This window comes from Desulfurivibrio nitratireducens, from assembly GCF_044068515.1.
GTDB lineage: Bacteria > Desulfobacterota > Desulfobulbia > Desulfobulbales > Desulfurivibrionaceae > Desulfurivibrio.
Genome location: NZ_JBIPKI010000032.1, coordinates 1 through 21,241, shown reverse-complemented (window position 1 = coordinate 21,241; position 21,241 = coordinate 1). Strand labels below are relative to the sequence as shown.

General features: G+C 63.3%; 17 protein-coding genes. 7 read left to right on the top strand and 10 right to left on the bottom strand.

Annotation, left to right across the window (positions count from 1 at the left end; translation table 11 throughout):
- Positions 1-2: 2 nt before the first annotated feature.
- The 7 genes from ACHHTY_RS08680 to mtaB form a co-directional block, all read right to left on the bottom strand.
- Positions 3-548: a F0F1 ATP synthase subunit delta gene (locus ACHHTY_RS08680; RefSeq protein WP_395493713.1), complete on the bottom strand. Its 546-nt coding sequence runs from the start codon at positions 546-548 to the stop codon at positions 3-5.
- A complete protein-coding gene (locus ACHHTY_RS08675; RefSeq protein WP_395493712.1) occupies positions 545-1,120 on the bottom strand; it encodes a F0F1 ATP synthase subunit B family protein in 576 nt (191 codons plus the stop codon). The genes ACHHTY_RS08680 and ACHHTY_RS08675 overlap by 4 nt, the downstream gene beginning before the upstream one ends.
- A gap of 1 nt (position 1,121) precedes the next feature.
- Entirely contained in the window at positions 1,122-1,547 is a 426-nt protein-coding gene (locus ACHHTY_RS08670) for an ATP synthase F0 subunit B (RefSeq protein ID WP_395493711.1), read from the bottom strand.
- Positions 1,548-1,942: 395 nt separating this feature from the next.
- On the bottom strand, positions 1,943-4,582 hold the full coding sequence (gene alaS / locus ACHHTY_RS08665) for an alanine--tRNA ligase (RefSeq protein WP_395493710.1): 2,640 nt from the start codon (positions 4,580-4,582) through the stop codon (positions 1,943-1,945).
- 127 nt (positions 4,583-4,709) lie between these two features.
- Entirely contained in the window at positions 4,710-5,747 is a 1,038-nt protein-coding gene (gene recA, locus ACHHTY_RS08660; protein ID WP_395493709.1) for a recombinase RecA, read from the bottom strand.
- Positions 5,748-5,871: 124 nt separating this feature from the next.
- Positions 5,872-7,125: a CinA family nicotinamide mononucleotide deamidase-related protein gene (locus ACHHTY_RS08655; protein ID WP_395493708.1), complete on the bottom strand. Its 1,254-nt coding sequence runs from the start codon at positions 7,123-7,125 to the stop codon at positions 5,872-5,874.
- Positions 7,115-8,497, bottom strand: a complete 1,383-nt coding sequence (mtaB, locus tag ACHHTY_RS08650) for a tRNA (N(6)-L-threonylcarbamoyladenosine(37)-C(2))-methylthiotransferase MtaB (protein ID WP_395493707.1) — start codon at positions 8,495-8,497, stop codon at positions 7,115-7,117. The genes ACHHTY_RS08655 and mtaB overlap by 11 nt, the downstream gene beginning before the upstream one ends.
- Before the next feature lie 329 nt (positions 8,498-8,826).
- Here mtaB and ACHHTY_RS08645 point away from each other — a divergent pair, with 329 nt between their 5' ends.
- The 5 genes from ACHHTY_RS08645 to ACHHTY_RS08625 all read left to right on the top strand — a co-directional run bounded on the left by ACHHTY_RS08645 (position 8,827) and on the right by ACHHTY_RS08625 (position 15,035).
- Positions 8,827-9,369 carry a choice-of-anchor V domain-containing protein gene (locus tag ACHHTY_RS08645; protein WP_395493706.1) on the top strand — a complete coding sequence of 181 codons (543 nt, stop codon included), beginning with the start codon at positions 8,827-8,829 and terminating at the stop codon, positions 9,367-9,369.
- Between the two features lie 135 nt (positions 9,370-9,504).
- A complete protein-coding gene (locus tag ACHHTY_RS08640) occupies positions 9,505-12,840 on the top strand; it encodes a molybdopterin oxidoreductase family protein (protein ID WP_395493705.1) in 3,336 nt (1,111 codons plus the stop codon).
- A 236-nt stretch (positions 12,841-13,076) separates the two neighbouring features.
- On the top strand, positions 13,077-13,853 hold the full coding sequence (locus ACHHTY_RS08635; RefSeq protein ID WP_395493704.1) for a 4Fe-4S dicluster domain-containing protein: 777 nt from the start codon (positions 13,077-13,079) through the stop codon (positions 13,851-13,853).
- The gene (locus ACHHTY_RS08630; RefSeq protein WP_395493703.1) at positions 13,840-14,685 is read left to right on the top strand and encodes a 4Fe-4S binding protein; all 846 of its coding nucleotides are present in this window, start codon (positions 13,840-13,842) and stop codon (positions 14,683-14,685) included. Before ACHHTY_RS08635 ends, ACHHTY_RS08630 begins: the two co-directional genes overlap by 14 nt.
- Positions 14,686-14,777: 92 nt before the next feature.
- On the top strand, positions 14,778-15,035 hold the full coding sequence (locus tag ACHHTY_RS08625; RefSeq protein WP_395493702.1) for a chaperone NapD: 258 nt from the start codon (positions 14,778-14,780) through the stop codon (positions 15,033-15,035).
- A gap of 14 nt (positions 15,036-15,049) precedes the next feature.
- On the opposite strand, the gene ACHHTY_RS08620 is transcribed toward ACHHTY_RS08625, so the two are convergent.
- The 3 genes from ACHHTY_RS08620 to mnmA form a co-directional block, all read right to left on the bottom strand.
- On the bottom strand, positions 15,050-15,718 hold the full coding sequence (locus ACHHTY_RS08620; protein ID WP_395493701.1) for a trimeric intracellular cation channel family protein: 669 nt from the start codon (positions 15,716-15,718) through the stop codon (positions 15,050-15,052).
- A gap of 89 nt (positions 15,719-15,807) precedes the next feature.
- Positions 15,808-16,284 carry a pilus assembly FimT family protein gene (locus tag ACHHTY_RS08615; protein WP_395493700.1) on the bottom strand — a complete coding sequence of 159 codons (477 nt, stop codon included), beginning with the start codon at positions 16,282-16,284 and terminating at the stop codon, positions 15,808-15,810.
- 111 nt (positions 16,285-16,395) lie between these two features.
- Positions 16,396-17,469 carry a tRNA 2-thiouridine(34) synthase MnmA gene (gene mnmA / locus ACHHTY_RS08610; protein WP_395493699.1) on the bottom strand — a complete coding sequence of 358 codons (1,074 nt, stop codon included), beginning with the start codon at positions 17,467-17,469 and terminating at the stop codon, positions 16,396-16,398.
- Between the two features lie 41 nt (positions 17,470-17,510).
- Here mnmA and ACHHTY_RS08605 point away from each other — a divergent pair, with 41 nt between their 5' ends.
- Both ACHHTY_RS08605 and ACHHTY_RS08600 read left to right on the top strand, forming a co-directional pair.
- Entirely contained in the window at positions 17,511-18,773 is a 1,263-nt protein-coding gene (locus ACHHTY_RS08605; RefSeq protein ID WP_395493698.1) for a peptidase U32 family protein, read from the top strand.
- Positions 18,774-18,995: 222 nt separating this feature from the next.
- Positions 18,996-21,182 carry a M1 family metallopeptidase gene (locus tag ACHHTY_RS08600; protein WP_395493697.1) on the top strand — a complete coding sequence of 729 codons (2,187 nt, stop codon included), beginning with the start codon at positions 18,996-18,998 and terminating at the stop codon, positions 21,180-21,182.
- Positions 21,183-21,241: the final 59 nt, after the last annotated feature.

Sequence of the window (21,241 nt, the reverse complement as noted above, 5' to 3'; positions counted from 1 at the left end):
GCTTATTCTCTCCCCTTGATCGATTCCTTTAACCCCGCGAGTTGCGACCGGATGCTGCCATCGAGCACCAGATCACCTACCTTGGCCACCATCCCGCCGATAATCGCGGGGTCGATCCGGTTGGTCAACTCGACCTGCTTGCCGGTTATCTTCTCCAGTGTTGCCTTGATCCTCTCATTCATTTCGGGGGCCAGTTCGGTGGCCGAAACCACGCTCCCCCTTACCAGGTTACGGTCCTGATCCACCATCATCTGGTAAACTTCGGCAATCTCGGGCAGAATAGCCGCCCGTTTCTTCTCCACCAGCAACTGGCAAAAGTTGACCATTATCTGCGGCGCTTGCATGGCTTTGACCAGGCTCTCCATTACCTTGAGGCGGACATCCTCGGGATAGAGCGGGTTGGTCAAGGCGTCGGCCACTTCGGCCATGCCGGTATAAAGTCCGGCCAGGTTATTCAAAACCTCCGCATAGTCGGCAACGGCGCCATCTTCCTTGCCCACGGCGAACAGGGCCTTGGCGTAGCGCTTGGCTATTACCGTATTTTTCACTGGACACCTCCCACCTGATCAAGAGCGTCGGCGATCATCCGGGCATCGTCGGCCGGCTGCAGGTTTTTTTGCACCAGTCCCGCGGCGACCCGGGCGGCTTCCTCGGTAATTTCCGCCTTGAGCTGGGCCCTGGCGGAGGCTACTTCATGCTGGACCGCCAGTTCGGCCTGGCGCCGCATATTGGCGGCGGCCCGCTCGGCCTCGGCCAGAATCCGGGTCCTTTCGACCTCGCCCTGGCGAACCGCCTCGGCCACGATTTCCTGGGCTGAAGCTTCCAGGGTGGCCATCTTGCTTTCACTTTCCTTGTAGGCCCGCTCGACTTCCACCCGCTTGGCTTCCAGTTCTTCCAGCTCGGCCCGGATGGTCTCGCGGCGGTTGCTGAAAAAATTGACCGTCGGCTTTTTGAGAAAGTAGAGCAGGATAAAGAGCAGCACGGAGAAATTGAGGACCCGGTAGAAGAGATCCCAGACCTTCTGCGGGCTGATTTCCGCCGCCTGGGCTCCGGCAGCAACGGCCAGGAAGATAAGCGCGGCCAGCAGGCCAGCTCCGTGTTTGGCATTCAGGTATCGCATCTTAAATGGCCCTCCCCAGAACTTTGCCCGCCATTGCTTCGGCAAAGGCATTGACCTGCCCCTGCAGCTCGCTGCGGGCGGTGGCGAATTGGCTTTCGATTTCCTTGAGCTGCGCGGTTTTGCCGCTTTCCACTTCACGGCGCAGACCGGCCAGCTTTTCATTGCTTTCGGCCTGGGTGGCGGTGCGCACCGCGTCGAATTCGGCCTTGGCCTTGCCGCGGGCGTCCTGCAGCTTGCGTTCAAATTCAGCCAAACGGGCCTGGCGGTTTTTTTCGAATTTTTCGATGTCGGTGTTGAGGGAGGAAATCTTTTCGCGGCGTTGCTGGAGGATCTGGCGAATGGGACGATAGAGGACGATGTTGAGGATGACCGCCAGCAACAGAATGTTGATGATGTGCAGCGGCATGGTCATGTCAATGGTGATCATATGGCTGGCTCCTCTTCAGGTCTGACGATAAAGCCCGGGGCTTTTGGGACCTCGGACCGCCCGCACCGAATCTCGTGACAAGATTGAAAAATGAATGGTCATTCACAAACAAATAGGCGTTCTAATCTATTAGAAAAACCCTGTCAATAATTTTTCCGCCCCCGCAACAAAACACTGACCGCGCTTTAAATCTCGTCAAAACACCAACATAACAAACACAAGGAGGTGGCGGTGGGCCTTTTAGGCAAGGATGACCACGATAAAAGCGAAAAAAACGCCGACCTCTTTATTTTGGTCGGCGCACCGCCAGGCCCTCCGCGGCGGCCGACCACCCGCACGGAACAGCTGTGGGGGTCATTACCGGCTGGCCGGAATCAAGGTTTGCGCTCCAGCCATCACATTTGCGCCACAATCTTGGGCACCGCCGCCAGGGCTTCGGGGATCTTTTCCGGCTGACTGCCGCCGGCCTGGGCCATGTCGGGCCGGCCGCCGCCGCTGCCCCCCACCAGTCGGGCCACCTGCTTGACGATTTCCCCGGCCCGGTAACGGGAGGTCAAATCCTTGCTTACCAGGGCCAGCAGGCCGACCTTGCCTTGCAGGTCGGCGGCCAGAACGGCGATGCCGCTGCCCATTTTGTCCCGCAGCCGGTCCCCGGCCTCGCGCAGGGTCTTGGCCGAATCAGCCTCCAGACGACAGGCCAGCACCCGGACTCCGTTGACCTCGGTCGCTTCGCTGAGGACCGCCTCATAATCAAAGCGAGCCGCCCGGGCCGCCAGTTCCGCCGCCTGGCGCTCCAGCTCTTTCTGCCGGGCCAGCAGCTTTTCCAGCCTGAGGGCCAGTTCCGCCGGCGAGGTCTTGAGCTTGGCGGCAAATTCCAGCACCTCATCTTCCAGTTCCTGGGTCCGGGCCAGAGCCACGGCCCCGCAACAGCCCTCGATCCGGCGGGTGGAGGCGGCAATGCCGCTTTCGGAAACAATCTTGAACAGGCCGATTTCTCCGGTGGCTCCCACATGGGTCCCGCCGCAGAGTTCCTTGCTGAAATCCCCCACCGCCACCACCCGGACCGTCTCCCCGTACTTTTCGCCGAAAAGGGCCGCCGCTCCACTCTGCAGGGCCTCTTCCCGCCGCAGCAGGTCCACGTTGAGGCGGGTGTTGGCCCGGATTTCCTCATTGACCAGTTGTTCCACCCGGCGGATTTCGGCCCGGCTCAAGGGGGAAAAATGGGTAAAATCGAAGCGGAGGCGCTCCGGCTCCACCAGGGAGCCCGCCTGTTTGACATGTTCTCCCAGCACCCGGCGCAGGGCGGCATGGAGGAGGTGGGTGGCGGTGTGGTTGGCGGCGATTTTCCGGCGGCGCCCCTCGGTCACCGCCAGCAGCACCTCATCGCCCGGCCGCAGCACCCCCTCGCTGACCTCCGCCTGATGGGCGATCAGATTTTCTCCGACCTTGACCGTGTTGAGAACCCTGGCCCGGCCGGCGGGCCCGCTGATTTCGCCCTGGTCGCCGACCTGGCCGCCGGCTTCGGCGTAAAAGGGGGTGGCCGCGCAAACCAGGGCCACCCTGGCGCCGCTGGCCGCCTCCTCCAGACTCTGCCCCTCTTCAGCGATCACCGCCAGCAGGGGGCCCTGGTGGCGCCGGGTGTCATAGCCGACAAATTCAGTCCGCGCCCCCTCTTGCTGCAAGGCCCGGAAACCGGGGCCCAGCTCGCCAAGCCCCCCGCCCTTCCACGATTTGCGCGACTGTTCGCGCTGACCGGCCATGGCGGCGGCAAAACCCTCCTCGTCGGCGCTGAGCCCCTCTTCCTGGGCCACGTCCTTGGCGATATCCACCGGAAAGCCGTAGGTGTCGTACAGCTTGAAAATAAACGACCCGGCGATGGTTTTTTCTCCGCCCTGCTGGAGCCGGGCGATTTCCTCGGCCAACAGGCTCAGGCCATGATCGAGGGTTTCCAGGAAACGCTCCTCTTCATGGCGCACCACCTTGACCAGCAATTCCCGGCTGTCCTCCAGATGAGGCCAGGCCTCCCTCATGGTCTCGAGTACCGTCAGGCAGACCGCCCCGAGAAAAGGCTCGGTGAGGCCCAGGGTCCGGCCGAAGCGCACAGCCCGGCGCATAATCCGGCGCAGGACATAGCCCCGGCCCTCGTTGGAAGGCAGCACCCCGTCGGCCACCAGAAAGGTGGTGGCCCGGGCGTGATCGGCGATCACCCGCAGGGCCGTGTTGGTCCGGGAGTCGGGGCCGTATTTGACTCCCGCCAGTTCACAGGCGCGGGCGATGATGGGCTGAAAGAGGTCGGAATCGTAATTGTTGTGCTTGCCCTGGGCCACGGCGGCGATCCGCTCCAGGCCCATGCCGGTGTCGATGCTGGGCTTGGGCAGGGGGTTGAGATTGCCGGCGGCGTCCCGTTCATACTGCATGAAGACCAAGTTCCAGATTTCCAGAAAGCGGTCACAGTCGCAGATCACCCCGCAATCGGGATTGTCGCAGGCAATGGCCTCGCCCTGGTCGATATGAATTTCCGAACAGGGCCCGCAGGGGCCGGTATCGCCCATGGCCCAGAAGTTGTCCTTTTCCCCCATCCGGACGATCCGGCCCGGCGGCAGACCCTCGATCTGTTCCCAGATCCGGTAGGCCTCGTCATCTTCCTCGTAAACCGAAACCCAGAGATTGGCCGGGGAAAGCCCGATTTCCCGGGTCAGAAAATCCCAGGCCAGGCGGATGGCTTCTTCCTTGAAATAATCGCCGAAGGAAAAATTGCCCAGCATCTCGAAAAAGGTATGGTGGCGGGCGGTGTAGCCGACGTTGTCGAGGTCGTTGTGCTTGCCCCCGGCCCGGACGCAGCGCTGGCAGGTCACGGCCCGGCGGTAATCGCGCTGCTCCTCGCCGGTAAAGACTTTTTTGAACTGGACCATCCCGGCGTTGGTAAAGAGCAGGGTGGGATCGTCATGGGTCACCAGGGCCGAACTGGCCACCAGGGCATGCTCCCGCTGGGCGAAGTAGTCGAGGAATTTCTGCCGGATTTCGTTGCCGTTCATGGTTTCAGTTTCAAGGTCCAGATTTCAAGATTGTCGGAGATACAGGTAAGGGGTCAAGATTGCCGGGGGGCAGGGAACCAGGGGCGGCGCACTCGTCCCGGCCTTTGGGCCCCGCCCCTTGGCCCTCTCACTCAGGGGTCGGTTTTTCCTTGGTTTCGCCAGGCATGGCCAGGCCGAAACCCAGCCGGACCTTGCGTTCGATATCATCGGCCAGCTCGGGATGCTCCTTGAGGAAGATCTTGGAATTTTCCCGGCCCTGGCCGATGCGCTCACCGTTGAAGGAATACCAGGCGCCGCTCTTGTCCACGATGTTCTGGGCCACCGCGAGATCCAGCAGATCGCCTTCCCGGGAGGAGCCTTCGCCGAAGATGATGTCGAACTCGGCAAACTTGAAGGGCGGGGCCACCTTGTTCTTGACCAGCTTAGCCTTGACCCGGTTGCCGATGACCGCGTCGCCGTCCTTGATCGCCGCCATCCGCCGGATGTCGATCCGCATCGAGCTGTAGAACTTGAGGGCATTGCCGCCGGTGGTGGTTTCGGGGTTGCCGAACATGACCCCGATCTTCATCCGGATCTGGTTGATGAAGATGATGGCGGTATTGGTCCGCTGCAGAATCCCGGCCAGCTTGCGCATGGTCTGGGACATCAGCCGGGCCTGGAGGCCGACATGGGAGTCGCCGATATTGCCGTCGATCTCCGCCTTGGGGGTCAGGGCCGCCACCGAATCGACCACGATGACGTCAACGGCGGCGCTGCGGATCAGGATTTCGGCGATTTCCAGGGCCTGTTCACCGTAGTCGGGCTGGCTGACCAGCAAATCGTCGACATTGACTCCCAGCCGTTCGGCATAGGTCACGTCGAGGGCGTGCTCGGCATCGATAAAGGCGGCGGAGCCCCCCCGGCGCTGGGCCGAGGCGATGATCTGGAGGGCCAGGGTGGTTTTGCCCGAGGATTCCGGCCCGTAAATTTCGGTAATCCGGCCGCAGGGAATGCCGCCGATGCCGGAGGCGATATCGAGGCTCAGGATACCGGTGGAAATCGCCGCCACCGCCACCCGCTCGTCGGCCCCGAGGCGCATGATCGAGCCCTTGCCGAATTGCTTCTGAATCTGAAAGATGGCGGTCTCAAGAGTTTTGCTCTTATTGTCCGCTGCCGCATTAGCCATAGTCTTCTCCTTTGTTCGATTGTTCGCCGGTACGCTCTAAACCTTGCTCGAGGTCCCTCTCCCGCGCCCCGGCGAATGGGCAAAAACCACCAAATTTATCATTGCCGCAAAGCCGCCGCCTTGCCTATCGGGCCGGAACCCCGGCCAGCAGGTGGCGGCGCAGCATATCCAGGGCCCGATGGGCGGTGATTTCCTGGATTTGCCAGCGGTTGCCGGTAAAATAGCAGGGCTCGACCAGCACTTTTTCCCCGGCCGCCAAACCGAGGTAAACCGTCCCCACCGGTTTTTCGGGACTGCCGCCGCCCGGCCCGGCAATCCCGGTGGCGGCCAGGGCCAGGTCGGAGCCGGCCACCCGCCGAATGCCGGCCGCCATTTCCCCGGCCACGGCGGCGCTCACCGCCCCGTGGGCCGCCAAGGTGGCCGGTTGGACCCCCAGCAGACTCTCCTTCAAGGCGTTGCTGTAAGCCACCACTCCCCCGTAAAAATAGGCCGATGAGCCGGGGACCCGGGTAAGGGCGGCGGCGATCAGGCCGCCGGAACAGGATTCGGCCACCGCCAGGCTCAAACCGGCGGCGGCACAGAGCCGCCCCACCACTTCTTCCAGGCTGTCCTCTTCGAGGCCGTAAATATTGGAACCAAGAAGATCCTTGATTTCGCGATCGCTCCGGGCCAGCAGGGCGTCGGCTTCGAGGGCGGTGGCGGCAGCCACCGTCAGGCTGACCTGGACTTCGGGAAAAACCGGATAATAGCCGATTTTGACCCGGGCGTCACGGCCTTCCAGTTCGGCCAGGCGCTGATTGATCTCGGCCTCGGCCAGACCGCTGACCCGATAAATCCGCTGGCGCACCCGGCGGACCGGCTTGCCGTCCCAGACCGCCAGCCGCGGCAACACCGCCTTTAATAGCAGCTCCCGCATTTCGTGGGGCACCCCGGGTAGAAAAAAAACCGGCTTGCCCTGATGGACCAGGAAGTAACCGGCACTGCGGGCCTCGGAGTGGAGCGAGTGGGCCCCGTCGGGCAGCCAGGCCAGTTTTTCCAGGGAAGAACGGGCCTGGGGCGACAGGTGGTGGCTGTTGGCCTTTATTTTGCGGAGAATTTCCGGGTAAAAAGTGGGGGGCCGCCCCAGGGCCGCAGTCACCGCCTCGTTGGTCAAATCATCGCTGGTGGTTCCCAACCCTCCGGTGACGATGACGAAATCGGAGCGCTCCAGGGCCCGCAGCAGGGTTTCACTGATCAGGGCCTGATCATCGCCGATGGTGGTCAACACCGCGACTTCATAGCCGGCGGCAAAAAGCCGGGCGGCGGCAAAATAGCTGGTGGAATTGAGAATCCGACCCGAGGTAAGTTCGTCCCCGATGGCAATAATTTCACCCCGCATGACCGGCCTCCCTCTTGTCCAGGGGCACGGCCCAAACCGCCTCTCCGCGGATTTTCGCCAGCCGTACCGGCACGATTTGATTGATCAGGGCCGCCGGGGCATCCAGCAGCACCGGAATATAGTTTTCGCTGAACCCCCGCAACAAACCCCCGCTTTTAGCGCCTCCCTCGACCAGAACCTGGCGGACGCTGCCCAGCTGGCGCCGGTAAAACTCCTGCCGCTTTTGCCGGTCCAGCCGCCGCAGCCGGGCCGTGCGCTCATCCTTGATCCGGCCCGACACCTGCTGGGGCAGGTCCGCGGCCCGGGTGCCGGGCCGGCGGGAATAGGGGAAAACATGCAGGTAGCTGATGGGCAGGTCCGCCAGCAGCTCGTAGGTGTTCCGGAAGGCGGTTTCATCCTCGCCGGGGAAACCGGCCAGCACGTCGACGCCGATGGCGGCATCGGGCAGGGCCGCCAGGCAGCGCCGGATGACGCCGGCGAAATCGGCCGAGCGATAGGGGCGGTTCATGGCCCGCAGAATCCGGTCATCGCCGCTCTGCAGAGGGATATGGAGATGGGGCAGCAGGCTCTCCTGCCCGGCCAGCAGCTCGAGCAGCTCCGGCCCGATCTCACTGGGCTCCAGCGAACTGATCCGGTAGCGCAGGGGGAAGCCACGGGCCAGCAGCAGCTTGAGCAGTTCCACCAGGGAAAGGGCGGGGGCCAGATCCAGGCCGTAATGCCCCAGGTGAATACCGGTGAGCACCACCTCGCGGAAGCCCTGGGCCGCGAAAATTTCCGCCTGGGCCAGCACCCGCTCCGGCTCGACGCTGCGGCTGGGGCCCCGGCTGAGGGGCACGATGCAGTAGGAGCAGCCCTGGCTGCAGCCGTCCTGAATCTTGAGCACCGCCCGGGTCCGCCGCTCGAAACGGGTGACGGTCAGGGGAGCGACCCGGTTGCAGGCGCCGATCTCACCCAGGTAGCTTGCCCCGGCGGCCGCCGGCCCGCGCACAACCTCCTCCACCACCCGCTCCTTGCAGCAATTGCCGACGATGGTCAGGGGCCGGTCGGTCAGCCGGCCGATTTCCTCGGCGGCCACCTGGGCGTAGCAGCCGGTGACTACCAGACGGGCCCCGGGATTTTTGGCCGCCCGGCGGATCAATTGCCGGGACTGGGCCCCGGCCTTGGCGGTCACGGCGCAGGTGTTGATGACGTAAACCTCGGCGACGGCGGAGAAAGGGACGATCTCCACCCCAGCGGACTCGGCCAAATCGGAAATAAAGGCCGCCGATTCGTACTGGTTGACCTTGCAACCCAGGGTGGTCACCGCCACCCGTTTTTTGTCTTTTGCCTCATGCGCAGCCATGGCCATGGGAATAACCGTTTCAGGCTTCATTTGCAACGCAAAAGCAAGAGCCGAACCGGTCGGCCGGCCTAGCCCCGATCCGGTCAGACCGGGGCGGGCCGGCTCTCCGGGGTTAAATTATAGCCCGGCGACCGGCCAAGCCAAGTTAACCCCAGTTTTACAACAGATTTACAATTGATGTGGTATAAAACGTTACAGGCCGCAAAAGCTTTAGCAGAAGATGATCACGACTTTTTACCGCTCTACCTGTGTGCTAGTTTATGGCCGGTTTCAAACTCCAGCCAGGCAACAACCCTTTATATCCGTGTCGGCAACGAGTGGTTGCCCATCAGATCAAAGCAAGGACAGGGAGGAAAACGATGGTCAAGAAAATCTTTTTACCCGGCTTGATGGCAATCGGCCTGGCCGCGGCGGTGGGACTGCAGGCCCCGGCTCCGGCCCATGGTTTCGCCAACAGCGCCCCCAGCTTCGCCTGCATGAGCTGCCACCCCGGCCCCATGGCCACCGACATGGTCAGCCTGGGCAACCTGCCGGCCAACTACCGGCCCGGCCAAACCTACAACCTGACCCTCACCTTGCAGAGCGACCTGGAAAGCCTCGGCGAACAGCAGGGCGGCTTTGCCCTCCAGGTTTCCGCCGGCGAACTGCTGGTCAGCGATCAAACCAACACCCAGATCAGCGACGGCATCCTGACCCACACCCTGGAAGGCTCCCAGCTGCGGACCTGGGACTTTGCTTGGCAGGCGCCGGGCACCGCCCCCGCCGGCCGGCAATCCGGGCGCAAGGCCGAACCCGGCCCCAACGTCACTATCACGGTGATGGGCGTGGCTGCCAACGGTGATTATTCCTCGGTGGGAGACGAGATCGGCGCCGCCAGCTTCACCGTGCAATCCGAACGTTGACCGGGGGCAGGGGCAAGGGCCGGCAGCAGGGGCGGCCCCGGGTAGCGGCCGCCCCCATTACGCAATCCGCGCCTTTGTCCCTGGAACCTTGAGCCTTAGTCCTACGACCAGCCAAAAAATGCGGAGGATGTCATCATGCAAGTCAGCAGAAGAGATTTTCTCAGGGCCAGCGCCATTGCCGCCGCCGCCACCGCCGCCGGGGTCAAGTTCGATCCCGCCCTGGCCGTGGCCGCGACCACGGTCAAGACCTTCCCGGTGGGCCAGTGCCGCTACTGCGCGGTGGGCTGCACCATCGTCGCCGACGCCGAGGTCGATGGCGCCGGCAAGGTAAGCAAAATCGTCGCCATCAAGGGCGACCTCAAAAGCACGGTCAACCGCGGGGTACTCTGCACCAAGGGCTTTTACCTGCACCGGGCCATTGAGTATAAAGATCGCCCCAAAGGAGCCCTGGTCCGCAAGGAGTGGATCAACCCCGCCACCGGCAAGCCCGACCTGGTCAACTCCCCCCGGGTCCGGGACGGCATCACCACCAAGGATCCCAAGGGCCTCCAGCCGACCGAAGTGGATCTGAAGGAAAACTTCACCCTGGTTCCCTGGGAGGACGCCATCGAATTCGTGGCCGGCGCCGTGGAAAAAACCGTCAAGGAGAACGGCAAACACAGCGTGGCCTACTACGGCAGCGGCCAGTTGGGCACCGAGGAAACCCACGTGATGAACAAGACCTTCAAGGGGGGCGGCATGCTGGCCAACAACGCCCTGGAAGGCCAACCCCGGACCTGCATGGCCTCGGCGGTGGTGGGCTATCTTTACACCTTCGGCAAAGACGAGCCCTACGGCAGCTATGACGATCTCGATGTGCCCGATCCCGATTACGGCAAGCACGCCGACACCTTTTTCCTGATCGGCAGCAACACCGCCGAGGCCCACCCGATCCCCTTCAACCGGATCGCGGCGGTCAAGGCCAAAAACCCGGACAAGGTCAAGGTGATCCTGGCCGACCCGCGCAAAACCCGGTCCGGCACCATCGCCGATCTCTGGCTGCCCTTTGCCACCGGCCGCGACCTGGCCCTGCTCAATTCCATGGCCTACGTAATCAGCCACGAGCTGGACAAGGCCGAGTACGATGCCGAAGAAGGCACGGTCAGCGCCGACTGGAAGTACCTCGACCGCAAGTTCATCGAGCGCCACGCCAACTTCGGGATTCACGAGGACACCAAGAAGACCTGGGTCAAAACCGAATACGGCGGCATCCGGGGCACCACCCACGACATGAGCCATTCCATGGGGCTGAAGCGGGCGGTCTATCCCGACCTGAAAAAGCAATACGAATCGGAAGACGAGGTTATCAAGGACCTTTACAAGGGCTTTGCCATCTTCCTGGAATTCCTCTCCGATTACAACCCCGACCAGGTCGCCGACATCATCTTCGAGGGCGAATCGCCCCTGCTTTACGACCGGGCGGCCCGGACCTGGAAGAAGATCAGCGGGCCCGAGGCGATCCGTCTTGCCGCCCAGTGGTTCGCCGAGGGCCTGACCACCTCGATCTGGTGCATGGGGGTCAACCAGAAGGTTCAGGGCACCTGGACCAACGCTTCCCTGCACATGCTCAACCTGATTACCGGCAAGGTTTCCAAGCCGGGCCGCCACTCCTTCAGCTTCACCGGCCAGCCCAACGCCTGCGGCGGCATCCGGGCGCCGGGGGCCCTCTGTCACGCCCTGCCCTACGGCCGGGTGGTGGCCAACCCCATCCACCGGGGCCAGGTGGAGAAAATCTGGCAGGATCGGGCCGCGGCCTATCTCAAGAAACGGGGAGCCGACGCCGAACTGATCCAGAGCGAAACCGCCAAAATCAAGATTCATCCCCAGCCCGGGCCCCATACCCAGGAGATGTTCCGCCGCCTGGCCGCCGGCCAGATCAAGGTCCAGTTCATCGCCTGCGTCAATCCCGGTCAGTCGCTGGCCTACTCCTGGCCCTACCGGCTGGCCATGGGGGCGGCCGAACAGGGCAGCAGCTGGCCGCTCACCGTCACCATGGAGTCCTTTCCCACCGCCACCACCACCATTTCCGACGTGGTGCTGGGGGCCTCGAGCTGGTACGAGAAGGAATTTATCTTCGGCAACCTGGAGCGGCGCTACCAGATCATCAAGCAGGTGATCGAGCCCTACGGCGACACCATGGCCGACCACACCATCTTCGCCTGCCTGGTGCGGCGGCTGGAGGAGAAAGGACTGGTGCCCCAGGGGCATGTTTCCCAATTCTGGCCCGAAAAATACGACGGGCCCGACTGGCTGCCGAAAACGGTGGCCGCCGCTAAAACCAAGGAATGGAACCGGGAATTTTCCGCCAATATCTGGGAGGAGCTGCAGGCTCTTTCCGGCGGCACCGGCTATAACTTCACCGGCATGAACCGCGACATCCTGCTGGAGCGCAATCACGGCTACCGGATCCCCTTCCCCGCCGACGTCCATACCGACCCGGTGATGAAGGCCCGCTACGACAAGTACGAATCCCGGATCGTTTACGCCTATCCCTACGATACCATGATCGAACGGGCCACCAACGCCTACCTGGGCAACATGAAGGCGATCAATCCGGTTTACGGCGCCTGGCTGGAGAAAAATCTCGCCGCCATGCAGGCCGACACCGACTATCACAAGGCCCAGGCGATCCCCGAGGGCTGGTACGCCAGCTTCTACAACTCCAACGCCTTCATCAACGGCTTTCTCGATCATCCCGAAGGCCGCAAGGTGCCGGGTTTCGACGGCCGGGCCATCATCTGGGCCAACCCCTGGTGGGCCTGCCGGTTCGACGGCAAGAAATTCGCCAAATACCAGACCGTCGAGGTGGTGGAACGGAAGTTCAATGCGGCCAAGGTGGATGAATCCAGCGTCAACCCCTTCGATGTCACCAGCACATACACGGTGAAAGTGGTGGGTGACCCCAACAAGGACGTCAAGGCGCTCAAGAGCATCGTCTTCAGCCCGGCCGATATCCAGAATCACAAGGAAGAGTTCATCAGGGAAGACGGTTCGCGGCTGGTGATGTACGACACCACCGGCTACGCCTATGGCGCCTGTACCGGCCGGGTGGTGGAACACTGGCATACCGGCAGCATGACCACCCGGGTGACCGAACTGGCCCGGGCGGTGCCGGGGGCTTACGTGGAGTTGAACTCCGAGTTGGCGGCCAAACTGGGCATCCGCGAGGGTGATGCGGTGATCGTCGAGTCCCGCCGGGGCCGGATCGAGTTGCCGGCCAAGGTCCTGGATGTCGCCCGGGCCACCGGCGGACCCCGCCACGACTACGTCTTCATCCCCTGGTTCGACGAGTACAAGCTGGTCAACATGATCATGAACGAGCATTTTGATCCGTTGAGCTTCCAAATGGACTACAAGATGTTCTCGGCCAAAATCTACAAGGGGACGATCCGGGCCCAGAGGCAGGCCGAGCCCGGCCCCATCATTGCGTAAAACTGGCGGCAGCACCGCATCTTGGGGCGATCGGATTGGCTTGCGTAGCGTTGCTACGCGGCGCCGATCCGCTTGCCCCAACCTGCGGCACTGCCGCCAGTTTTACTGGCCGGGGTGGGTATTAGATTTTTGAGGTTTTTCGTTTGCTGGTTCTCTCCGGGCAGGCGGGTAGATTTGCTTCCAGGGACCTTACCCGCCTGCTTTTTTGAAGCGGTTCTGCTTTTAAGGTTCATGGCATGGGTTTGAATCGACGTGCGTTTCTTAAGGTGGCGGCGGCGGCCGGGGCGGCGGGAATCGCCGGCGGCGGCGGACTTCTGCTGCGGGAAGATGCCCGGCGGCGCCAGGCCGCCGCGGCGGAGGCCCATCTCGCCCCTTTACGCGAAATCAGCCAGCCCGGCCTGGTCCGACCGCCGGGCGCTCTGCCGGGCAAGGCTTTCCGGGCCAGTTGCAGCGGTTGCGGCGCCTGCCTCAATGTCTGCCACACCATGGGCTACGATGCCATCGCCATGGCCGGTCCCCGCCGAGGCACCGCCGCCGCCACCCCTTATATCAAGGATATGCGGGATTTTCCCTGCACCCTCTGCATGGAATGCCCCGGCCAGTGTCCCACTGGAGCCCTGCGGGAGGTGGCCAAGCCGGAGGTCAAAATGGGCATCGCCCTGATCGACCTCAAGCTCTGCTTCGGCTGGAACGGCGATGTCTGCCTTTCCTGCAGCAAGGCCTGCCCCCTGGGGGCCTCGGTTTTTGATTTCTATTACGGCCCTTGGGGCAATCAGCCCTACATCAACGAAAAATGCGTGGGTTGCGGCCTCTGCGTCAAGTACTGTCCCCTGGGGGGCTCGGCGGTGAAGGTGGTGACCCCGGAGATCTACGCCGACCTGGCGGAGGACTATCGCGCCGAAGTGGAACACCTGCTCCACATCTCCGGCGAGGAGCGCTACGAGCTGGTTTATGGCCGCAATCTCCCCGAAATAATGGCCCGCGAAAGGTTGGTGGAGCGTGAGTACCGCTAAGGACCCAGGCACAAAGTCCCCCGGCCGGGCCATCCCCTGGACCCTGCTGCGCCGCCTGGTGATGCTGGCCATTCTCGGCCTGTTCATGCTCCAGTACTTCGAGGTCAAGCTGCTGGTGGGCAGCCTCACCGGCTCCACCCTGCTGGGCCAGGTCAAGCTGCTGGACGTTTTTGCCTTTATCGAAATCTCGGCGGCGGCCAAGGGCGTCAGCCTGATCATGCTCACCGCGGTGCTGCCGGTGGCCCTGCTCTACCTGGTGCTGGGCCGGGCCTTCTGCGGCTGGGTCTGTCCCATGGACCTCCTTTTTTCCCTGGTGGACAAGCTCCGGCCGGGGGATAAACCGGCGCAGCCGCCGCTCAGGCCCCAAGCCGGCTACTGGCTGGCCGGCGGCCTGCTGCTGGCGGCCCTGGTTACCAGTCTGCCCCTTTTCACCAATTACCTCTCCCATTTGACCAACATCTTCCGGACCATCGCCGGAGGCGTTTTCCTGGCCGCCGACCTGCCGGTGGAACCGGCGGTGATCGCCTGGTCACTGCTGACCCTGCTGGCCCTGTTGATCCTGCAGTATTTTTATCCCCGCTTCTGGTGCCGGGTGCTCTGCCCGGTGGGCAAGACCTACGGCCTGTTCAACCAGGTCAGCCTGCTCAAGCTCCGCTTCAACCGGGGCGATTGCGAAGGTTGCGAACTCTGCGAGCATAAATGTTACATGGGGGTTAAAATCGTCCGCAACCTCGACCAGGGCAAGCTGCGCGACCCCAACTGCATCTACTGCGGACGTTGCGTCGAGGGCTGCCGCCACAAGGGTCGCCTGATCAGGATGAGCCTGAAATAAGCGGCCGGCGCCCTAAACCGCCAACCCGCTGAAGCGTTGGCGGACAACAACCCGGCCGGAGCCGCCAAGTAAAAGACCCAAAGGAGATAACCATGCTGGTAGCCAGCGGATACGTGGAAGTAAACGAAGAAAGCGATCTCGACGAAGTTAAAGCCGCCCTGGCAACCGCCGCCATCGAAGTCACCGAGGCCCTGGACGAAAAAATCGTCTTCCTGATCGAGCGCGACCAGGCCAAGGAAGTAAAGGCCGCCCTCGATCACCTCAAGGATATCCCGGGGGTCCGCACGGTCTACCTGGCCTACTACAGCCTGGAATGCAGCGACGAGGAGAAGGACCAGTTGCTGGCCTGAACAGCCGGCCAGGTTCAGCGGGGCGGTTTGTCCCGATCCGCCGGGGCCTTCCCGGGGCTGGTTGCCGTCTCGGGGCTCTCTTTCTCGAGCAGGAATACCGGCAGGGAAAGATTCCAATGCAGGGCGGCGAGCCGGATGAACAGGGTAGTCAGAATCGCGGCCGTGATGGCCAGGGAACTGGGCAGTTGGAGGTGTACCAGCAGGGCCAGCAGGACGGCCCCGCAGAGACTGGCCGAGGCGTAAATCTCCTGGCGCAGGATCAGCGGAATCTCCCCGGCCAGCAGATCGCGGATAATCCCGCCCACTACCCCGGTGGCAACGCCCATGACGATGGCGATGCTGTAAACGTTGGTTATCTGGTAACCCTTCTGGAACCCGATGATGGTGAATATCGCCAGTCCGAGGGCATCGGCATACATCAGAACCGGTGCCGAAGGTTTGCGAAAGCGGGCCAGCAGGAAGGTGGCGATGGCCGCCAGCGAGGCCACCGCCAGATACCTGGTTTCCCCAACCCAGAAAACCGGGTGGCTACCCAGGATCACGTCCCGCAAGGTGCCGCCCCCCAGCGCGGTGACGCAGCCCAGCACCACCACCCCGAAAACATCCATCCGCTTGCGGCCGGCCGCCAGCGCGCCGGTGATCGCGAAGGTCGCCGTACCGATCAGGTCAAGAATGTAAATCATCAGCTCCATGGCGCTGCCTTAAAGGAAAAGTTGATCAGCCCGCCCGAGCCGGAATGACGCCGGCCAGGTGACAGGGTTTAAAGCTTTTTTCAAGGGATGGCCCCGGTATGCCGGAGAATTCTGATGGGCCGGTAGCCCAGGGTCACCGTAATATCGGCGGGGGCGGGCCGGGGCGGATCACCGACGTGGGGTCGGCCCTGATGATCGAAAAAAACGGCCCTGAAGTCTGCGCTGAAATTCAGCAGATCCGCCGTTACCTGAAGCTGCTCCTCGCCGGGCAGCGGCCGGGGGTGATGATTGGCAGCGGGCTCAAGCACCAACAACTGGTAACGCTGGCCGTCGCGGCTGATCCCCCAGAACCGCGTCTGCTCGGCCCCTTGGGCCTCCATGGCCAACATCCGGGCATAGCGCAAGTGGTTTTTCAGCTTGGCGACCTGGGTGTTGTATTGGGGGTCGGTGCCGCCCAGCCGGCTGATGGCCACCGCCGCGAAGAGGACCAGCATAACCAGGATCGCCAAGATATTGGTCAGGGCGAAACCGCGGCCTGCTGCTGATTTTTTACCCATTTAAACAGTACTCCCGGTTACGGATGTCAGGACCAGTCCCACCCGGCCGCAAAACTTGCATCCTGGCCCCAAGCCCCTGCCCTCGCCCTGCCCTCGAATGATGCGGGACTCCTAATAGTCCGGCAGGATTTCGCCCCCGGCCAGCAATTGATCATCCCGGTAGAGGGCGGCGTACTGGCCTGGGGCGGGGGCCCGCTGGGGCTGATCGAAAATCAGGGTAAAGGTGCCGTCGGGGACGGCTTCAACCAGGGCCGGGGCCGGCTGGTGGCGATGGCGCAGTTGGACGAGCAAGCGGGTCGGCAAAGGCGGCGGCGCTTCGACCAGCCAGTTGAGATCGGCCAGCCTGATGACCTTGCGCAGCAGATCCTCCGGTTTGCCCACCACCACCCGGTTGTTGGCCGCGTCCAGGGCCACCACGTAATAGGGGCTGGCATCGGGGATCCCCAGGCCCCGGCGCTGGCCCACGGTATAGCGATGAATCCCCTGGTGGCGGCCCAGTTCCCGGCCGGCCACGCTGACAATCCGGCCCGATGCCGCCTGACCGGTAGGGAGCCGGGCGGCCAGGAAATCAGCCACCGTCTGCTCCCCCATGAAACAGACATCCTGGCTTTCCGCCCCGTGGCGGCCGCTCAGGCCCAGGGTGGCGGCCAATTCATAGACCTCGCTCTTGCGCTTTTCGCCCAAGGGGAACAAAATCCGACTTAAATTGGCCGCCGGCAAGCGGCAGAGGAAATAGGACTGGTCCTTGCGGGGATCCAGTCCCCGGCGCAGGGCCATACCGCCCCGGCCAGCGGGGGTAAGGCGGACGTAATGGCCGGTGGCGAGAAAATCTGCCTGCCGGGCCAGCATGGTTTCCAGCAGCAGGCCGAATTTGATCAGGCGATTGCAAAAAACGCAGGGGTTGGGGGTCAGGCCGGCGAAATAGGCCTCAATAAAGGGCTGCAAAACCTTTTCCCGGAAGGGTCCGGCCAGATCCAGCACCGTCAACTCGATGCCCAGGTGGGCGGCCACCGCCACTGCCCGCTGCTGGTGCTGGTCCACCTCCGGCTGGGCCAGGCGCATGAAAACCCCCCGCACCTCGGCCCCGGCCCGGAGCAGCAGGGCGGCGGTCACCGAACTGTCCACCCCGCCGCTCATGGCAACGGCGATCCGTTTCTGGTATAAGGATGAATTGAGCGGCGTCATGGCCGGCACTTTACCAAACTCGACTCCAACTGGCAAAAAAGATGACCATGCTCCCCCCACCGGCAAACCATAGCCCCCGGCCGGAACTGCTGGCCCCGGCCGGCAACCGGGAAAAACTGGCCGTGGCGGTCCATTACGGGGCTGATGCCGTTTACCTGGGCGGCAGCCGCTACAGCCTGCGGGCCCATGCCGGCAACTTCAGCGATGCAGAGCTGCCGGAAGCGTTAGCTTTTGCCCATGGAGCGGGGGTGCGGGTTTACGTGGCGGTCAACATTTTCGCCCACCAGGGCGATCTCACCGGCCTGGCTGATTATCTCTGTTTCTTGCGGGATCTCAAGGTGGACGGGCTTATTATCGCCGACCCCGGAATTCTCGCGGTGGCCCGGCGGACGGTGCCGGAACTGCCCATCCATCTCAGCACCCAGGCCAATGTCACCAACCCGGAGAGCGCCGCCTTCTGGGAGGCCCAGGGGGTCAGCCGGATCAACCCGGCCCGGGAACTTTCCCTGGCCGAGATCGCCGGTCTGCGGCAGCGGGTGCAGGCCGAGCTGGAAATTTTCGTCCACGGGGCGGTTTGCATTTCCTATTCCGGCCGCTGTTTTCTGAGCCTCTATCTTACCGGTCGGGATGCCAACCAGGGCGACTGCGCCCACCCCTGCCGCTATCTTTACCGGCTGGAGGAGGAAAAACGGCCCGGCCGCTTCTTCCCCATCGAGGAGGACCGGCGGGGCAGCTATATTTTCAACGCCAAGGATCTCTGCCTGCTCAACCGCCTGCCCGAGCTGGTCCGGGCCGGCGCCGACGCCCTGAAGATCGAAGGCCGGATGAAAAGCCTTTTCTACGTGGGCACGGTGGTCCGGCTTTACCGGGCGGCCCTGGATTTCTGGGGGGAACGGGGCCTGGACGCCCCCCTGCCCCCGGAATTTGCCGCCGAACTGGCCAAAATCGGCGGCCGCGGTCAGAGCGAAAATTTTCTCGACACCTCCCCGGGAACCGAGGACATGCTTTATCATGGCATAGTGGCCAACCCCGACTGGACTCCGGCCGCCATCGTCCGCCAGGCCGGCCCCGCCCCCCTGGTGGAGGCCCGCAACCCCTTTCAGCGGGGCGACACCATCGAATACCTGGACCAGGGGCTGCGCAACATCCCCTGCCGGGTCCTGGCCATCCACGACCAGCAGGGGGTTGCGCTGGAACGGGCCAACCCCAACAGCCTGCTCAGGCTCACCCTCGATCACCCCGGGGCTTATCGGTGCCATGGTTTGTTCCGCCAGCAAAAGCGGCCCCCGGCAACAAAAAAATAAGCGCAGCGGATGCCGGGCCGGAATAGCCGGTCATCCTGGCTCAATTAATTTATGCCGACCACAGTTAGCCCGGGGAAAAACCTCCAGCTCCCGTTTTCCCTCGCTAACCCCTGGGTTCTCGGAGCTCACTGTGGTAAAAATTAGTTGAACCAACCGCCACCAGCCCCCTTTTTGCCTTTTGGTTGCGAGTTAAAAGGCCCCAAACCAAAAGTCGGAGATCTCATGAACAGCAGCTGCCGACAACCTGCTCAAAAACGCCGGTCATCCTCTCCCCTTTGTCCCGCCACCATCTTTTGGCTGCTGCTCTGCTGCGGTCTTAATCTCCTGCTGGCCGCCCCCGGCCGGGCCGCCGAGCGCGACCTGCTCCATTACGAAATTCTGGTCAGCCTGGAGCCGGACCAGCGGCGCCTGCAGGCCCAGACGGCGATCACCGTGCCGGCCGATTACCCCCGCCGTTTCACCCTGGCCCTCCACCCGGGCCTTGAGCCCAGGGCCGGCAGCCCGGAAATCGAACTGGTCGCGGCAACCGATGGCCCCGGGCCCGCGGAGTCCCGCGGTCTGGAACTGTTCACCGTAACCTTGCCGCCGGAGGTCAACACCTTTGTCATCCTTTACGGCGGCGAAATCCATCATCCCCTGGGCTTTGCCGGCCAGGACTACGCCCGGGGCGTGCAACATACCCCGGGCCGGATCGACCCCGAGGGCATTTATCTCGGCCCGGCCGCCTTCTGGTACCCCCGGCCGCTCCAGCGCCCCCATTTCCTCAGCTTCCGCCTCCGGACCCAACTGCCCGAGGGCTGGACGGCGGTGAGCCAGGGCCGCCGCCATGCTCCGCGCCCGGAAGCGCAGGGTAATGAAGTGGTCTGGGAGGAGATCAACCCCCAGGAGGGCATTTTCCTGGTGGCCGACCGCTACACGGTCTATGAAGACCGAGCCGACGACATCGCCACCATGGCCTTTCTCCGCCGACCCGACGAGGAGCTGGCCCGGCGCTACCTGGATGCCACCGCCACCTACCTGGCCTGGTACGACGAAATGATCGGGCCTTACCCTTACGCCAAGTTCGCCCTGGTGGAAAACGCCTGGGAATCGGGCTTCGGGATGCCCTCCTTCACCCTGCTGGGATCCCGGGTAATCCGCCTGCCCTTTATTCTCCACTCCTCCTATCCCCATGAAATCCTCCACAACTGGTGGGGTAACGGGGTCTACACCGACTATGCCTCCGGCAACTGGAGCGAGGGTCTGACCGCCTATCTGGCCGATCACCTGCTGATGGTCGACCAGGGCCGGGGGGCCGAATACCGCCGCGGGGTTCTGCAGAAATACGCCGATTACGCCGCCGGGGGCCGCGATTTTCCCTTGCGGGAATTCACCGCCCGCCACAGCCCCGCCGGCGAGGCGGTGGGCTACGGCAAGGGCTTGATGTTTTTCCACATGCTGAACCAACGCCTGGGCGAGGAGGCTTTTCTCGTCAGCCTGAATGTTTTCTACCGGGACCACCTTTTCCGGGTCGCCTCATTCGACGACCTGCGGCAAAGCTTCGAGCAAACCACCCTGCTGGACCTGGAAGATTTTTTCCGCCATTGGCTGGAACGGGATGGCGCCCCCGAGCTGACCATGGACGAGGTGGCAGTGGTTCCGGAAAACGACGGCTGGCTGCTCAAGGCCACCTTCCGCCAGGAGCAGGCAGCCCCGCCCTACCCGGTGCAACTGCCCCTGGAGATATGGCTGGCCGGCGAACAGGAGCCCCGGCTTTTCCGGGTGCCGATGCGAGGGCGCCAGCTCCGCTGGCAGGCCGCCTTTGACCAAAAACCGCAACGCTTGGCCCTGGACCCCCATTTCGACCTTTTCCGCCTGCTCGACCGCCGCGAAATACCCCCCGCCTTCTCCCGTCTTTTCGGGCTGGAAGGAAACTTGCTGGTGATTCTGCCCGGCCGGGAGGAAAAGCTGCTGGATGGTTACCGGGAACTGGCCGCGGCCCTGGGCCGTTTTGGCACGGCGGGGGTGGAAATCATCAGCGACCAGGAGTTGACGGAGCTGCCCGCCGACCGGGCGGTAATTTTGCTGGGCTGGGAAAACCGCTTCCGGGCGCAACTGGAAAATGTCCTGCCCGCACTCGATGCCGCTTTTCTGGCCGAAGGCAGCGTCCTCCAGATCGCGGACCAGGTACTTTCCCGGGCCGGCCACGCCTTCGCCCTGGCCTTGGCCAGCCCGGTCCAGCCCGACCTGCCGCTGGGCTGGATCGCCGTCGACACTCCAGCCATGCTGCCCGGCCTGATCCGCCGGCTGCCCCACTATCACCGCTACGGGGCCTTGGTTTTCCAGGGCAAGAAAACAGAAAACATCCTCAGCCACCAGTGGCCGACCCCGCATTCTCCGCTCCACGTCGACCTGGGCGGGGCCAACTGATCCTCTGGCCACCCGCGGCGGCGAATCCGGCCGCCCTTCCGGCGGGGCCTTGGCCAGGA

What these genes read in the sequence shown, in the direction of transcription:
- ACHHTY_RS08675 (WP_395493712.1), bottom strand. Translation starts at nt 1,120, where the DNA reads ATGCGATACCTGAATGCCAAACACGGAGCTGGCCTGCTGGCCGCGCTT.
- ACHHTY_RS08670 (WP_395493711.1), bottom strand. Translation starts at nt 1,547, where the DNA reads ATGATCACCATTGACATGACCATGCCGCTGCACATCATCAACATTCTG.
- alaS (WP_395493710.1), bottom strand. Translation starts at nt 4,582, where the DNA reads ATGAACGGCAACGAAATCCGGCAGAAATTCCTCGACTACTTCGCCCAG.
- recA (WP_395493709.1), bottom strand. Translation starts at nt 5,747, where the DNA reads ATGGCTAATGCGGCAGCGGACAATAAGAGCAAAACTCTTGAGACCGCC.
- ACHHTY_RS08655 (WP_395493708.1), bottom strand. Translation starts at nt 7,125, where the DNA reads ATGCGGGGTGAAATTATTGCCATCGGGGACGAACTTACCTCGGGTCGG.
- mtaB (WP_395493707.1), bottom strand. Translation starts at nt 8,497, where the DNA reads ATGAAGCCTGAAACGGTTATTCCCATGGCCATGGCTGCGCATGAGGCA.
- ACHHTY_RS08645 (WP_395493706.1), top strand. Translation starts at nt 8,827, where the DNA reads ATGGTCAAGAAAATCTTTTTACCCGGCTTGATGGCAATCGGCCTGGCC.
- ACHHTY_RS08640 (WP_395493705.1), top strand. Translation starts at nt 9,505, where the DNA reads ATGCAAGTCAGCAGAAGAGATTTTCTCAGGGCCAGCGCCATTGCCGCC.
- ACHHTY_RS08635 (WP_395493704.1), top strand. Translation starts at nt 13,077, where the DNA reads ATGGGTTTGAATCGACGTGCGTTTCTTAAGGTGGCGGCGGCGGCCGGG.
- ACHHTY_RS08625 (WP_395493702.1), top strand. Translation starts at nt 14,778, where the DNA reads ATGCTGGTAGCCAGCGGATACGTGGAAGTAAACGAAGAAAGCGATCTC.
- ACHHTY_RS08620 (WP_395493701.1), bottom strand. Translation starts at nt 15,718, where the DNA reads ATGATTTACATTCTTGACCTGATCGGTACGGCGACCTTCGCGATCACC.
- ACHHTY_RS08615 (WP_395493700.1), bottom strand. Translation starts at nt 16,284, where the DNA reads ATGGGTAAAAAATCAGCAGCAGGCCGCGGTTTCGCCCTGACCAATATC.
- mnmA (WP_395493699.1), bottom strand. Translation starts at nt 17,469, where the DNA reads ATGACGCCGCTCAATTCATCCTTATACCAGAAACGGATCGCCGTTGCC.
- ACHHTY_RS08605 (WP_395493698.1), top strand. Translation starts at nt 17,511, where the DNA reads ATGACCATGCTCCCCCCACCGGCAAACCATAGCCCCCGGCCGGAACTG.
- ACHHTY_RS08600 (WP_395493697.1), top strand. Translation starts at nt 18,996, where the DNA reads ATGAACAGCAGCTGCCGACAACCTGCTCAAAAACGCCGGTCATCCTCT.